Source organism: Zhongshania borealis, assembly GCF_039539625.1.
Classification (GTDB): Bacteria; Pseudomonadota; Gammaproteobacteria; order Pseudomonadales; family Spongiibacteraceae; genus Spongiibacter; species Spongiibacter borealis.
This window is the reverse complement of the sequence record NZ_BAABDM010000009.1, coordinates 1-15,143: the sequence shown is the minus strand read 5'-3', so window position 1 is coordinate 15,143 and position 15,143 is coordinate 1. Positions and strand designations below refer to the sequence as shown.

Genomic DNA, 15,143 nt, shown 5'->3' with positions numbered 1-15,143 from the left:
AGACTAATATAATGATTCGCTTCTCACTGATACATACAATTATTCTTTTGACATGGATATTTACTAATTCAGCGAATGCAGGATATGCAGTTGAGCGGGAAAAAGTATTGGCATTAAACACGCTGAGCAATGTACCGGCGGTAACCCTGAAAGATGGTTCTGCGTTTATGATTAGGCCTGGCGAGTTGCAAGCTATTTTCTATGATGGCCTGCCTTTTGATGGTAAACCAACAAGAATATATGCCTGGCTAGGTTTGCCTAATAATGCATCGGTTGATAATAAAGTACCGGCTATAGTACTAGTGCATGGTGGTGGTGGTACTGCGTGGAAAGAATGGGTTGAGAAATGGACTGCCAGAGGCTTTGCCGCTATTAGTATTGCGGTTGAAGGCCAAACAGATGACTTATTAGCAGAAGAACTAAAAACGGGGAGTTGGCGTTGGCAAACACACCAATGGCCCGGACCTCGACGTCCAGGAATCTATAACGACCTAATTAAAAAGAAACTGGAAGATCAATGGATGTACCACGCGGTTGCCGACGTCATTTTGGCAAATTCCTTGATCAGATCGCTTAGTGTTGTCGACACAAAAAAAATTGGTTTAATGGGTGTTTCATGGGGAGGTGTAATCACTAGTACGGTGATCGGAATAGATCAGCGTTTTGCCTTCGCAATACCAACTTATGGATGTGGGGATTTATCGGAAGCGCAAAATAAATACGGTAAAGTCCTAGGCAATAATAGTTTCTATAAAAACGTATGGGACCCCATATTACGTTTACCGCGTGCTGAGCTACCAACTTTATGGATTTCTTGGCCCGGAGATCAGCATTTCCCATTGGACAAGCAGGCTTCGAGTTATAATGCTGTATCGGGTCCCTATATGGTGAGTTTAATACCTGGCTTGGGTCATAGTCAAAAAGCAGCTATGAAACCTGAGGATAGTTATGCCTTTGCTGAAAGTGTCGTTAATTTAGGTAAGCCTTGGGCTAATATTTCTGCTAGTACGGTGATAGACAATAAGGTAAATATAAAATTGACATCAAGCAAAAAGCTAGATTCTGCTGTGTTAATTAGCTCAACGGACTCTGGTGTGTCTGGCGACAAAAAATGGCAAGAAACTGAAGCTACACTTACCCGTTCGGGAAATGAATGGCTTGTAAGCGCTACACTCCCAAAAGGTGTCAAGGCTTGGTTTGTTAATATTAAAAGTGGAATTCTTACTCTAAGTTCAGATTACACCGATAAATAATTTATTTAATGCATACGCTTCCTAAGCAGAGCTCAGGAAGGCCTTTTACAATTTTTTAAGGATCTGCTGTATATGTTGTTTAGGTATTATTTAAGCTTAATCTTCTTTTTGGTGAGCCCCGTGCTACAGGCATTGCCCATCAATGCGCCAATTATAAAAAGTCTTAAAGTGGTTCAGGAGGAGCAGGGCATCCAAGGGGTTACCCAGAATATTGTTAAAGCGGTTGTATTAAATGAGCCGGAAGGTATTGAATATTCCTATCGAGTTGTATCAGGAAATGCATCACTTAAGCCATTAGAAAAGTCAGCCATCTTAAATATTAAAAGTGGGGGACCATTGGAAATTCAGCTTGTGATTTCTAATGGGAAGAAAATTTACGATTCGAAATCAATAAAGTACATCGATAAAGCATTAAGCGCAGACAATCTATATAAAGAAAGAGCGAGTTGGCAGCAGGCAACAGGGCGGCTTAGTAAACATCCATCATTTGCGTTCCAAAAGAATAATGACAAGCTTCCCAATGTTCTCATTATTGGTGATTCAATATCGATAGGCTACACCCCTTACGTTCAAACTAGCTTGGCCGATAAGTTTAACGTATACCGTATTCCTGAGAACGGAGGTGACACTGGTCGTGGACTTCAAAAACTCGACTATTGGTTGAGTTCATTGAATTGGGAAGTAATACATTTTAATTTTGGTTTGCATGACCTGAAGCGCCTAACAAATAATACATTAGATATCAGTGGCCAGATCGTCAATCCCCCCGAAATTTATGCCGAAAACTTAAAGGAAATAGTCAAAAAGTTGAGGAAGAAAACTGCCGCGAGACTCATTTGGGCATCAATTACGGCGGTGCCCGCTGGCGCCGTAGGGCGTATGAGTGGTGATGAAATTCTGTACAATAAGCTTGCTTCTCAGGTCATGAAAGAGAACAAAATTGTAATTAATGATCTCTACAAACTCTCTACAACTTACCCTGAAGGTCAGTTACAAGCTGATGTTCATTTCAGCGAAATTGGTAAGAAACAGCAAACAAATCAAGTCGTTGAGTATATCCTTATCAAAGATAATCATTCTCATTAGGTATTTCTAAAGGACGAACAAAAGAAGAGTTACTATGTCAGTCGCCCTTAATTATTAGTGTGACATTTCGATCACAATTTTTATATTTATTGTTAGTATCGATGAAATGAAATGAATTGAACTTGAAACTAAAATACGAACAGCAGTTCACGTGCATGTTGATATATATCTGCCTATTTCAGTGGCTCCCCGCTATTCAATTATCAATTTTACCAATCAAATTTTTGCATACGCCTTCCACGTAAAGTCTTTTACCTAACATTTAAATTAGTTGGAATGAGTTTCTAGTTCGGCATTAATTAGGAAAAAATCGCAACACATTAGACAAATGTCTAATGTGTTAACCATCTTTTGTGGAAATTACTGAACCTAAAAAGTTGACATCCTGTAGCGGTGTAAATATTATTAATAAAAAACACATTGCTGTTTTTTGTATCTCATCTGAAATTAAACACAAATAATTAAAATAATGCGTGAATGGAGTAGGTATGAATGTCTTAATCAAAAAAATAAATACGAAAGAATTTATAGGTGTTGTTGGTAGCATTGCGGCACTATTTGGCAATCCTTCCTATGCGGATGTGGAGGAAGATAATCTAAGCAGGGAGAAGGAAGTTCGTGCAAAAGTTGTTGAGGAGGTTGAGGTAGTGGGTATGCGCCTTAGTGCGCAGTCACAACGTGATGCCAAAAAGAATTCTACCAATGTTTCAGATTCAATTTTTGCCGAAAGTATGGGTAAGTTGCCAGATGAAAATATTGCTGAGGCAATGCAGAGAATTACCGGTGTTGGAATTAGCCGTGAAGATGGTGAAGGTTCAATGGTTACCATTCGTGGTATTGATCCTAGTCTTAATAATGTTTCTATGAACGGCGTGACAATGACTAATGGAGGAGATGACAACGCCGTTGATTTTTCTTCTATGTCGGCCGATATGTTGAAATCAATTGAAGTCGTTAAAAGCCCGAGTGCCAATCATGATGAAGGAAGTCTTGGCGGCACTATAAATTTAAAAACTTTCAGGCCGTTGGAGATAAAGCGGGCAAAACGAAATGTTTCAGTGCAGATAAAGACAAATAGTCTCGCTCAAAAAGATGATATTGCAGTTAAGGCTAGCATGGCGGATAAATTCAATAACGATTACCTCGGTGTGGTTATGTCTGGCTTTTATGACGAGCAATCTGTACGCCAGGATTACTTTAACACCTTAAATTGGAGAATAATTCCTTTAGCGAATGCAACGAGCGCGCAGACGGGGGAGGAGGTCTTGTCTGCCTATGATCCAGCTCAGTTGCAGGCGGGTGTTAAGTTTAATGAGCGTATCCGTTACGGCGGGACTGCAACATTTCAGATAGAACCTGATACCAATAGTAGTTTGTCATTGGATTTAAGCTATTCGATGTTAGAGGTAAAGGCTAAATTTCACCAGATAAGAATGACATCACAGAGAGATGGAAATGTTGTTGACGATCATAGTGGTACTTCATTCTCTGCATCGGCAGAAACGACTGGAAATGTTTTGTCGAGTCAGCAGCAAATTGAAACGGAGACTTTACTTGGTGGGCTTACCTATGAGCGGGAGATAGGTGACTGGAATTTAAGCTCAAACCTCTCATATAGTCAGGCTGTTCAGAAAACCCCAGAAAATCGACGTGTAAATTTCAAGCCTGAACGTGCATTAGTGTCAACGAATTGGTTAGATGAAAATGGTAATATTCAAGACATGCCGACCATGAGTGGGTCTGTTGACAATGGCATATATGATCCAGCGGTTACTAGATTATTCCAGTTGTACGATGATAATCGCGATGCTAAAGATACTTATAAAGCCTTAAGTGTGAACATAGAAGGTTTTATTGAATATGGGCCAATTGTTGGTGTTGAGCTTGGCGCAAAGTATTTTTCACGGCTTAAAAGCACGAGTAAAACTACCGGCAATACTCCTTTCTCGGTTGATGCTGATGGTAATCCTGTCTATTTAAGTGATTATGCTCTTGATTTTCCAGTTAATGACTTTTTTGGTGGTATTCAATCAAATGTCATTTCTGGTTGGGTCATACCAGACTTTGAAGCGCTATTTAACACATATTTACCTGGTGGTTACGATGGTCCAACCGATTTAATCAATACCTATGATATAGAAACAGATGCACTTGCTGGCTATGTAATGGCTAATCTTTCTACATTTGAGGATCGATTGATGGGGGATATTGGCGTGCGTTTTGTAGAAACCAATACCAGCTCTGTTGGCCACGAGGGGATTAATTTTCCTGCAAATCAAGGTGGCATAAGTACTGTTACCCCAGTCAATATTAAGAAAAAATACAGCAATGTATTACCCAGTATGAACTTACGGTTTGTACTTAGTGAAGAAATGTTATTGCGATTTAGCGTTGCAAAGGTAATGTCTCGGCCGCCACAAAGTAAGTTGCGTCCAGGTACGGTAATTAGAGCGACTAACCCAACCAATGTGTGGGGGAGTGGTGGCAACCCCCGGCTTGACCCGACAGAGGCAACGCAATATGACTTATCCTGGGAGTGGTATTTTGATGAATCTGGTTTAGTATCGGTTGCTGGATTTTACAAAGATGTCGCGACAATTATCTATAACGCCACTCAAGATCAGGTTGTTGAATGTCCAGAGGGCGTTGATGACGAGAACTGTGCGTTGCTAGACGATCCAGTACCAGTAAATCAAGCCATAAATGGTGGCGGAGGAAAGGTGTTAGGTCTTGAGCTTGCGTATCAACAAGACTTGCATTTTTTACCAGGATTTTTACAGGGCTTTGGCTACATTATTAACTACACCTACACAGAAAGCGAAGGTTCTTATGTAGACCCGGAGCAGGAAAATTCAGAATATTACGACGATTTCCCGTTCCTAAGTACATCAAAGGATACTTTCAATACAACTGTGTATTGGGAGAACGACCGGTATTCAGCTCGCCTAGCCTATAACTATCGGTCAGACTATTTGGTAAATCCAGTGGCACTTAATTCCTCAGTGTGGCAAGACGCGCGTTCATCGCTTGATCTATCAATGTCTGCAGTGCTTACCAAAGGATTAAAGCTTTCCTTAGCAGCAACAAATTTAACAAATGAGTCCAACAGAAAATATATAACGTTAACAGTGCCAGAAGAAGGTTTTGAAACCGAGGGCAATGCACTAAAAGGTGGCGTTCCAACGTGGCGTACAGCCTATTATGGCAATACAGGTAGAACCCTTCGTTTAGGATTGAACTATTCGTTCTAGTCATGTGGTAAATGAATCGATAAAAATCAGCTTGATGTTTATAACCTAGAACTTGATATTTGGTTATAGAGCTCGAATTATTAACAATTGAGCCTATCTTATTTGAAATAGTGGCTTAGTCAGAAACTTACATTTATCCAGAGTGATACTAGCATTCACATGAGTATGCGTCTGAATAAGTTAAGTTTTTGGCTGGCTTCATTTTATATATCTACGTTGTTGGTGTGTATCTGCACTGCTCTAAATTCCTTTAAGTTTACTTATGCCATTAATATCTCTCATATAATTAGCCGCGATTCGTTACTTTTCTCGCTAAATCGGAATCTTTCGTGGCGGAAAGTAACGGCTCGCTTGTAAGGAAAGTTAAATTTGACGAGTATTCGTCATTGACTGCTTGTTTTAACAGGCGGGGTTCGGCTGTGATGCAAACTCCATGTATTGACACCACACATCATCGGTACTATTATTAATAAAAAACAGCGTGAAGCCGATTTTCTTTGCTGATTTTTAATGTTGATAATGACAATAATGAGTGGATGGAGTAGGTATGGCTATGCAGATAAAAACCATAAGCAAGAATGTATTACTGGGTGTTGTCGGTGGCGTTGCGCTTTTTAATTATCCATCCTACGCAGAGGGTGAAGTAGAGAAAAAAGAAGAAGCTAGCGCTAAAGTCATTGAAGAAGTGGAAGTTGTTGGTATGCGCCTTAGTGCTCAGTCACAGCGCGATGCTAAGAAGAATTCTACCAATGTATCAGATTCAATTTTCGCTGAGGGCATGGGTAAATTACCAGATGAAAATATTGCCGAGGCAATGCAGCGAATTACAGGTGTTGGTATCAGTCGTGAAGATGGTGAAGGTTCAACTGTTACTATACGAGGTGTCGATCCCAGCCTTAACAATGTAACCATGAACGGCGTGGTAATGACCAATGGTGGTGATGATAACGCGGTGAATTTTTCCTCAATGTCAGCTGATATGTTGAAGTCTATTGAGGTGGTGAAAAGCCCAAGTGCTAATCACGATGAAGGAAGTCTTGGTGGAACGGTCAATCTGAAAACTTTTCGTCCCTTAGAGATCAAGCGGCGAAAATTGAATGCCGCAATTCAACTTAAATCTAACAGCCTAGCTGAAAAAGATGATGTTGCGGTTAAGGGGAGTTACGCAGACAAATTTAGGGATGAAAGTATTGGGTTTGTTTTTTCAGGGTTCTATGACGAGCAATCAGTGCGAAATGATTATTACAATATTTTTAACTGGCGGGTTTTTCCCATAACAAACTCAACAAGTGCGCAGACTGGTGAAGCCGTTACGGGAGCCTATGATCCCACAGGTTGGGAAGCGGGAGTTAAGTTTAATCAGCGGATTCGCTATGGTGGAACAGCCACTCTTCAGATCGAGCCAGATACACAAAGTAGTCTGTCGCTTGATTTGAGTTATTCGATGCTGGAGGTTGACGCCGACAGCCATCAGGTAAGATTGACCTCTATTCGAAAAGGCAATGTAGTCGATGATGCCAGCGGGAGTTCATTTTATGTCTCCAGTGACGCGGCTAGCGGAAATATTCTAAGTCGTCAGCAACAAACTGAGACCGAAGACGTACTCGTTGGTCTAACCTATGAGCGTGATTTGGGAGAGTGGAACTTAAGTACTAATGCATCTATGAGTCAATCTGCGCAAACCTGGCCTGAGAATCGCCGGGTTAATTTTAAGCCTGAACTTTCTGAGGCATCGGCAAATTGGTTGGACGCAAATGGCAATATTCAAACCTTACCAAGCTTAGCTGGTCCGGTTGGATATGGAATTTTCGACCCGGCAACAAGTGCCTTATTTCAGCTTTACGATGATAATCGCGACGTTGAAGATACCTATAAATCCATTAGCTTTGATTTGGAAGGATTTGTCGAATACGGTCCAATCGTTGGTGTTGAACTCGGTGCAAAATATTTTTCGAGGGTAAAGAGCTATACGCAAACTGTCGGTAATACGCCCTTTACAGTCGATGATAACGGCGATCCTGTCTATTTAAGTGACTATTCTCGTGATTTTCCGATAAATGACTTTTTCAGCGGTGTGCAGTCAAACGCACTTTCGGGATGGGATATTGCCGATTTCGACAGGATATTTAACACCTTTTTACCTGGCGGTTTCGACGGCGATCAAGATCTAATCAATACTTACGATATTGAAACAGACGCGATGGCCGCATACATAATGGCGAATGTGTCAGCTTTTGAGGATCGTATCAGCGGCGATTTTGGTGTACGTTTAGTCGAAACTGAAACGAGGTCAATTGGTCATGAGGGGATTAACTTTCCTGCTGATCAAGGTGGTTTAAGTATAGTTTCAGCTGTTTCAAAAAAGAAAAACTACAGTAATGTCTTACCGAGTATGAATTTGCGCTTTGTACTTAATGAAGAAATGCTTGTGCGATTCAGTATTGCTAAAGTAATGGCGCGTCCACCACAAGGTAAGCTCCGCCCAGGAACTGTCATTAATGCGACTAACCGTACCAATGTTCGTGGCAGTGGTGGCAACCCAATGCTAGATCCAACAAAGGCGACGCAGTTTGATTTATCATGGGAATGGTATTTTGCTGAAACAGGGCTTGTATCAGCGGCAGGTTTTTACAAAGATATAAGCACCTTTGTTTATAACGCAACTCAAGATCAGATAGTTGAGTGTCCTGAGGGCGTTGATGACGATAACTGCGCATTACTTGACGATCCAGTACCGGTTAATCAGGCTATAAATGGCCAGGGTGGGAAAATCTATGGTCTTGAACTTGCGTATCAACAAGATTTAAATTTCTTGCCAGGGTTTTTGCAAGGTTTTGGTTACATACTTAACTATACCTACACGGATAGCGAGGGTTCTTACGTCGATCCAAGCGAACCGAATTCTGAATACTATGATGGCTTCCCTTTCTTGAGCACGTCTGAAGATACCATGAATGCAACGTTGTATTGGGAGAATGATCAGTATTCTGTGCGTCTTGCTTACAACTATCGCTCAGAGTACTTAGTAGACCCCGTGGTGTTAGATTCATCGATATGGCAGGACGCGGTGTCTTCACTCGATTTATCAATGTCTGCAGTTCTTTCTAAAGGATTGAAGTTGTCTTTGGCGGCTACTAATTTAACAAATGAATCAGATCGGCAGTTTGCGACTTTGACTGTGGGGCAAGATGGGTTTGAAGGCGAAGGTAATGCGCTAAATAGTGGAGCTCCAACGTGGAGAACTTCCTACTATGGTAATACAGGCAGAACTGTTCGCCTCGGTTTAAATTACTCATTTTAAAATTGGCTCTAGATGAGCGAATTTAGAGTTGCCCGGCTGAAAAAAATAAATGTTAGGGCTTAGGTTTAAATTGCGTAACTACTTATCAAATTGTTCGTAATAATTACTGATAAGTAGTTAGCAATTACACTTACGTGTTGTATTGACATAACAGAGGTTTAGTCCACGGTGTCTTATTTAAATAGTGTTAAGGATAGAGTCATGGTGCGGTCCATTCGCTTTGCGTTGGCGGCGTCTATTTTAATCCCATTGGTCGGATGCGGTAAGCAAGCGCGAAATGTCAGTGAGATAAGCGCAAATGCAGAGCGTCCAAATATTATTGTTATTATGACTGATGATCAGGGCTACGGGGATATGGCACATAATGACAATCCTATTGTTGCGACACCGAATTTAGATGAGTTGGCCGGTATGAGCACAAGGTTCACGAATTTTCATGTGGATCCCACCTGTGCACCGACGAGAGCGGCGTTGATGAGTGGTCAATATTCATTGCGCGCCGGTGTGTGGCATACCGTGATGGGCCGGCATTTACTTGCCAATGAAACACAGACCTTGCCGGAGGCGCTCAAACAAAGTGGCTACAGCACCGCAATCATTGGTAAGTGGCACCTTGGCGATAACTATCCTTTCAGACCGCAAGATCAAGGCTTTGACCATGTTCTTATTCATGGGGCTGGTGGAGTAGGGCAAACCCCTGATTTTTGGGGAAATACCCAGTTTGACGATACGTATTTCTTAAATGGCAAACCGAAGAAATATGACGGTTATGCGACCGATGTTTGGTTCGATGAGGCTATCGATTACATCGAGACAATGGCTGCAAAGAAGGAACCGTTCTTTTTGTATCTGGCCACCAACGCGCCTCATTCGCCATTTCGTGCACCTGATAGGTATATCGAGCCCTATCGTAAACTTGGCTTAAGTGATGATCTCGCGGCCTTCTATGGCATGATCACCAATGTAGATGAAAACATTGGGCGTCTCGAGCAAGTTATGGCAGATGCAGGTGTTAGTGATAACACCATTTTTGTTTTTCTAACTGACAATGGCTCGGTCTTAGGTGAGGTCAGTAGCAAGTTTGCTGCTAGCCCAAAGATAGAAGAGATTGAGAAGAAAATCGGTAAGAAGATTAAGACATTAAACTACTACATGCGCGGTAAAAAGGCGACGACCTATGATGGTGGTCATCGAGTACCTATCTATCTTAGGTGGCCAAATGGTGGTATTACCGAGCCGAAAGAAGTCGCTGGCTTGTCAGCTCATTTCGATCTAATGCCAACCTTAATGGACTTAGCTGGCTTAGATATTTCAGGTTTAGATACGGATGGTATTAGCTGGAAACAAGCCCTTTTGCAGGGGGAGCCATTACCAGATCGTGTAATAACTGTGACAAATCAACGGGTATTAAACCCAGACCCTAAACGGCCATATTCAGTTATGCAGGGTGACTGGCGTTTAGTTAAAGCAAGCGGTAGCGATGATAAATTAGTACTCTTTAATGTTGCTAGTGATCCAGGTCAAAGCAAGGATGTCGCTGAACAATATCCAGAAATTTTCAGCAAGCTTGCTGCCGAATATGATGTTTGGTGGCAGCATGTAACTGGGAGTGGCGTTACAACCAAGCGCGCTATTATTGGAACCGAGCATGAAAATCCAATGCGATTAACAAGTCACGATTGGCTCGCCCCTAATACCGACCAAGTAGCGTGGTTCCCCGGCTTTGCCGATGATAAATACGGTAGAACTGGATGGATTGGAAAAGAAGAGAGTTACGTAATCTCACCTTGGAAAATACAATCCGCTGAAGCCGGGCAATACAGATTCACAGTATTGCTACACGATCTTCCTGCCAAGAAAACTATTTCAAGAAAATACGCTCACTTAGATATAAATGGTCAAACCTACACTAAGCAAATTAATGAGAGTGATTCGCAAGTCAGCTTTGATGTTGATCTTGAGGCGATTGATTTAGATGTTAAGGCTTGGTTTAGCGATAATGCAGATTCTAGCGGTGATGCTCTGGCGGTTTTTTACCTCTATGTAGAATGGATTGACGGCTAACTTTTGGGGATAGAAAATGATCATTAAAGGTTTGCTAAAGTTTGGTATCGCCGCGTGTTTGTTAAATAGTAGTATAGGATTTGCTTGCACTAAGGAAGAGCTGGCTGCCCATAACGCACTAGACGAAGTACAAAAAAAGGATGTCTATGGTTTTGAAGGATCTGGGATTCCTTGTACTTCGGAGATGAAAGCCCTGACTGCTGAGTGGAAGCAACTTAATGCTTCTGATGGAAAACAGCGCGGTAGAGCACGTTTTAATAGAAATAAGTTCGGCCTGTTTATTCATTGGGGGCTTTATTCTTCTTTGGGCGGTGTCTACCAAGGTAAAAAAATGCATGAAGGGGGTACCGGCCCTACGATTGCAGAATGGATTATGCGCCGAAAAGAGATTCCGCGTGCTGAGTACAAAAAGCTAGCGCGGTCATTCAATCCTCAAAAATTTGACGCTGAAGAATGGGTCGCGATTGCCAAAGCTGCGGGTATGAAATACATCGTCATGGGCGCAAAACACCATGAAGGTTTTGCAATGTATAAATCGGAAGTGAGTGATTTTAATATTTTTGATGCTACGCCGTTTGGTAGAGATCCTTTAAAAGAAGTTGAAGTTGCAGCTCGAAAAGCAGGTTTGGATTTTGGCGTCTATTATTCTAATTCTCTAGATTGGAGTGATGGCGGTGACGGTGGCATGAAGGACCATGGCCCCGGACCAGGTATTAAACCTCGGCGGGCGCCCATGCCTAATACCTGGGACCCAGCACCGGTTTCGTTTAAACACTATATTTATAATAAATCCATTCCACAGGTTAAGGAATTACTCGCTAATTACGAGCTGTCACAAATCTGGTTTGATACACCTATCTATATTCCACCTGAGTACAGCATGGATTTTTATAGGACTGTTTATAAGGCAAACCCCGAAATTCTGGTTAATGCACGTATCGGTAATGGCTTTGGTGATATAGGTACGCCCGGTGACAATGTTATACCTGATAAAAGTAGTGAAAATACTTGGGAAGGAATAGCTACTACAAATCATACTTGGGGCTACAGTTCCTACGATCACGATTGGAAATCGGCTAAAGAGCTTTTGTATTGGCTTATTGCCAATGTGAGTAAAGGTGGTAATTTTCTATTAAATGTTGGGCCTGATGGTGAGGGAGTTATTCCAGCTGAATCGGCAAATATATTGAGGGTTGTTGGCAATTGGTTGTCTGTGAACGGTGAGGCAATATACGATTCTAAGCCGTGGATTATCGATCATGAAGGTCCGTCAAAAATCGATATGAAAGGCACAAGTTATCGCCAAGACAACGAAGTTAGCTTTGACTTTAGTGATAAGGATTTTTGGTTTACCAAAAAATCCGACAAAATTTATGTGATTGCTTTGGCTCGCCCCGTGAGTAATAAGATCAAAGTATTCTCACTTAAGAGCTTAGATATAAAAGGAATTCGTTTACTTGGTCAAACTGACAAGCTTTATTGGAAGGTTAGTGACGATAGTGTTGAGATAACTTTGCCGAAGATAAAAGGCCAAGAAGCGGGTTACGCTCTTGAGGTGAGTTTATAGTTTGCTCAAAGCGAAATTTTGGGGGGGGAATTCGTAGCATATAAATTTTCTTAGGCCGGGCCCTAGAACTCCAGCTTAGATTTTAGATTGTGGGTCGGTGTTATGGGGGCATTGCTTTACCTGAGATTTTGCCGGTGATTAGCTGTTGAGGGGTTTGGTATGGATTTGGCGATGCGGTATATCCTTTATATGCGCTTAAAAGCAGTATTACGCCCTATTCTATCGTGATTGCGTGTATTTTATAAATAAAGTACAATGGTTGCTGCGGGTGTTTTTATGGCACTTGGTTTAACTCGGCGGCCGGTAGGAGATGTGAATCTATCGTGTATGGGAAAAGTCAAAATGAATGATAACCGGTTTGTGTTATTGAATGATAAAGACAATATTTTGGTTTGTTGCTCGCATATTTTAGCTGGAGAGAACGTATCACTAGAAGGTGAAGTTGTCACCTTAGAGGCTGAAATTAATGTCGGCCATAAGGTAGCTCGCCGTGATATTTCTAAAGCGGAAAAAATTATTCGTTATGGTGCGCCAATTGGCTCGGCTACTGTTGATATTTCCTTTGGACAGCATGTGCACCTGCACAATATGAAGAGTGATTACATCCCGAGCCACACAAGGGACAGAAAAGTAGGGGTAGCGAAATGAAGGGATATGTGCGTGCCGATGGTCGTAAAGGCGTACGTAACGTTGTATTGGTAGCCTATTTGGTGGAGTGTGCACATCATGTAGCGCGTGCTGTAGTAATGCAATCTAATTCTGACAATGTTCAACTGGTTGGTTTTCCGGGATGCTACCCTAACGATTACTCTCTTAATATGATGGAGCGTTTATGTACGCACCCCAATGTTGGTGGCGTCGTATTGTTGTCATTGGGGTGTGAAGGTTTTAATCGAGAGAAACTATCGGAAACGATTAAGGCGAGTGGCCGGCCGGTAGAAACCTTGGTGATCCAAGAAAATGGTGGTACGAGAACCACCATTGAAGCTGGATTAAGCGCTGTAGTTCAGTGTCTAGAAAAAATTGCTGAAACCCCAATGCTTGAAATGAGCGTTAAAGACTTGGTCATCGGTACGATTTGCGGTGGTTCAGACGGCACCAGTGGTATCAGTGCTAACCCAGCAGTGGGTCATAGCTTTGATTTGCTGATAGGCCAAGGAGCTGCTTGTATTTTTGAGGAAACCGGCGAACTGATCGGCTGCGAACAGGTGATGGCCGACCGCGCTGCAACGCCAGAGTTGGCGCAAGAAATTATTGGCGCTGTTCATAAGGCCGAAGACTACTATCGAACAATGGGATACGGTAGTTTTGCACCCGGCAACGCTGAGGGCGGGCTTACCACTCAGGAAGAAAAATCCATGGGTGCCTACGCTAAGTCTGGTACTTCACAGATTCACGGTATGATTAAACCAGGTGATATTCCACCGCAGGGTGGTTTGTATCTAATGGATGTGGTGCCAGATGGGGAACCACGATTCGGCTTCCCTAATATTGTTGATAATGCGGAAATAGTAGAACTTATTGCCTCTGGCGCGCATATTATTTTATTTACAACAGGGCGAGGTTCTGTAGTAGGCTCTGCAATATCACCTGTTATTAAAGTGTGTGCAAACCCCGAAACCTATCATAAATTAAAGGATGATATGGATGTTAACGCTGGTCAAGTGATTGAGGGCAAAGCAACTGTTGCGGCAGTAGGAAAAGAAATTTTCGACTTGGTCTGCAAGGTTGCAGCGGGTGAAAAGAGTAAATCAGAAGAATTGGGCCATCAAGAATTTATTTTAACTTACAAGCAGTTTGAGCCCATCGGCCCGTCGTGTTTACCTAGGGTGAGATAAAGCACTATTTGGACTGGAATTTTAAGTTATATTGATTTCGTTGAAGGGATGATTGCGGCAATAGATCGATTTTTCTGGTGAATCGTTGAAAGGCAAAGTTTGTTTCCGTGCGTCCGAGCGGGACAACTTTTCTGAAAATATTATCCCAAAGTAGCCCGAAAGGGCTGATTTCCTTTATTTCTAAGACGAATTTAGCTCTGAGTTGCTAGATCTTCTTACCGTGCGATCCTTATTGAAACTGATTTGAATAAGGCGATACCCGTTATGCTAGCCAATAAAATAAATATTGATCTCGACGCGCTGACGTTTAAAGGTCTTTCATCCGCCCGTTTGCGCATGGCCAGTGTTATAGTGTCGATAATGCTATTCCTGGGCATAACGGGACTGATGACTACCGCAGCTCTTGCGATCGGCAGCGCAAACGTACTGCCGGATGGTTTGGCTCTATTGTGTTCCTCAGCATTTTTACTCGAGTACATTATGAAAGGTAAATCTGTCCTTACTCGGATTGCGGTGCTGTTGGTTGAGATTATGCCGATGTCGGTCTTATACCGACGGGACAAGCGGATTCTTTCACGGGGCCGCGTAGAGCTAGAACGTGTACTGCCGCAGCTGGATCTTGAAACGCTTGGTGCTTATTCCACATTGAATCCCAGCTGTTGATTTGCATTTAAAACTGACCCACTAACCCCCTATATTTGCATTGAATTTTGACCCATGTGTAACACTTACCCGCAGGATGACTGCGGGGGATTTAGGAGTGATAGACGTGGCATTATTAAG

Annotated in this window: 9 protein-coding genes; all 9 read left to right on the top strand. The window is 42.2% G+C overall.

The features are described 5' to 3' along the window. Nucleotides 1-11: 11 nt before the first annotated feature. On the top strand, nt 12-1,253 hold the full coding sequence (locus ABD836_RS16475; protein ID WP_344938086.1) for an alpha/beta hydrolase family protein: 1,242 nt from the start codon (nt 12-14) through the stop codon (nt 1,251-1,253). A 120-nt stretch (nt 1,254-1,373) separates the two neighbouring features. Next, nucleotides 1,374-2,339, top strand: coding sequence for an SGNH/GDSL hydrolase family protein (locus ABD836_RS16470; RefSeq protein WP_344938084.1), 966 nt, complete (start codon nt 1,374-1,376; stop codon nt 2,337-2,339). 488 nt (nt 2,340-2,827) lie between these two features. Further along, entirely contained in the window at nt 2,828-5,590 is a 2,763-nt protein-coding gene (locus ABD836_RS16465; protein WP_344938082.1) for a TonB-dependent receptor, read from the top strand. 547 nt (nt 5,591-6,137) lie between these two features. Then, entirely contained in the window at nt 6,138-8,891 is a 2,754-nt protein-coding gene (locus ABD836_RS16460; RefSeq protein ID WP_344938080.1) for a TonB-dependent receptor, read from the top strand. A gap of 201 nt (nt 8,892-9,092) precedes the next feature. Then, nucleotides 9,093-10,955: an arylsulfatase gene (locus ABD836_RS16455; RefSeq protein WP_344938078.1), complete on the top strand. Its 1,863-nt coding sequence runs from the start codon at nt 9,093-9,095 to the stop codon at nt 10,953-10,955. Between the two features lie 16 nt (nt 10,956-10,971). Continuing rightward, entirely contained in the window at nt 10,972-12,522 is a 1,551-nt protein-coding gene (locus ABD836_RS16450; RefSeq protein ID WP_344938076.1) for an alpha-L-fucosidase, read from the top strand. A gap of 276 nt (nt 12,523-12,798) precedes the next feature. After that, nucleotides 12,799-13,170, top strand: a complete 372-nt coding sequence (locus ABD836_RS16445) for a UxaA family hydrolase (protein WP_344938074.1) — start codon at nt 12,799-12,801, stop codon at nt 13,168-13,170. Then, entirely contained in the window at nt 13,167-14,360 is a 1,194-nt protein-coding gene (locus ABD836_RS16440) for a UxaA family hydrolase (protein WP_344938072.1), read from the top strand. Before ABD836_RS16445 ends, ABD836_RS16440 begins: the two co-directional genes overlap by 4 nt. Nucleotides 14,361-14,624: 264 nt before the next feature. Continuing rightward, nucleotides 14,625-15,023, top strand: coding sequence for a hypothetical protein (locus ABD836_RS16435; RefSeq protein ID WP_344938070.1), 399 nt, complete (start codon nt 14,625-14,627; stop codon nt 15,021-15,023). Nucleotides 15,024-15,143 lie beyond the last annotated feature (120 nt).

Excerpts from the sequence above, each read along its gene's own strand:
- ABD836_RS16475 (WP_344938086.1), top strand. The coding sequence starts at position 12 with ATGATTCGCTTCTCACTGATACATACAATTATTCTTTTGACATGGATA.
- ABD836_RS16435 (WP_344938070.1), top strand. The coding sequence starts at position 14,625 with ATGCTAGCCAATAAAATAAATATTGATCTCGACGCGCTGACGTTTAAA.
- ABD836_RS16450 (WP_344938076.1), top strand. The coding sequence starts at position 10,972 with ATGATCATTAAAGGTTTGCTAAAGTTTGGTATCGCCGCGTGTTTGTTA.
- ABD836_RS16455 (WP_344938078.1), top strand. The coding sequence starts at position 9,093 with ATGGTGCGGTCCATTCGCTTTGCGTTGGCGGCGTCTATTTTAATCCCA.
- ABD836_RS16465 (WP_344938082.1), top strand. The coding sequence starts at position 2,828 with ATGAATGTCTTAATCAAAAAAATAAATACGAAAGAATTTATAGGTGTT.
- ABD836_RS16445 (WP_344938074.1), top strand. The coding sequence starts at position 12,799 with ATGGCACTTGGTTTAACTCGGCGGCCGGTAGGAGATGTGAATCTATCG.
- ABD836_RS16440 (WP_344938072.1), top strand. The coding sequence starts at position 13,167 with ATGAAGGGATATGTGCGTGCCGATGGTCGTAAAGGCGTACGTAACGTT.
- ABD836_RS16460 (WP_344938080.1), top strand. The coding sequence starts at position 6,138 with ATGGCTATGCAGATAAAAACCATAAGCAAGAATGTATTACTGGGTGTT.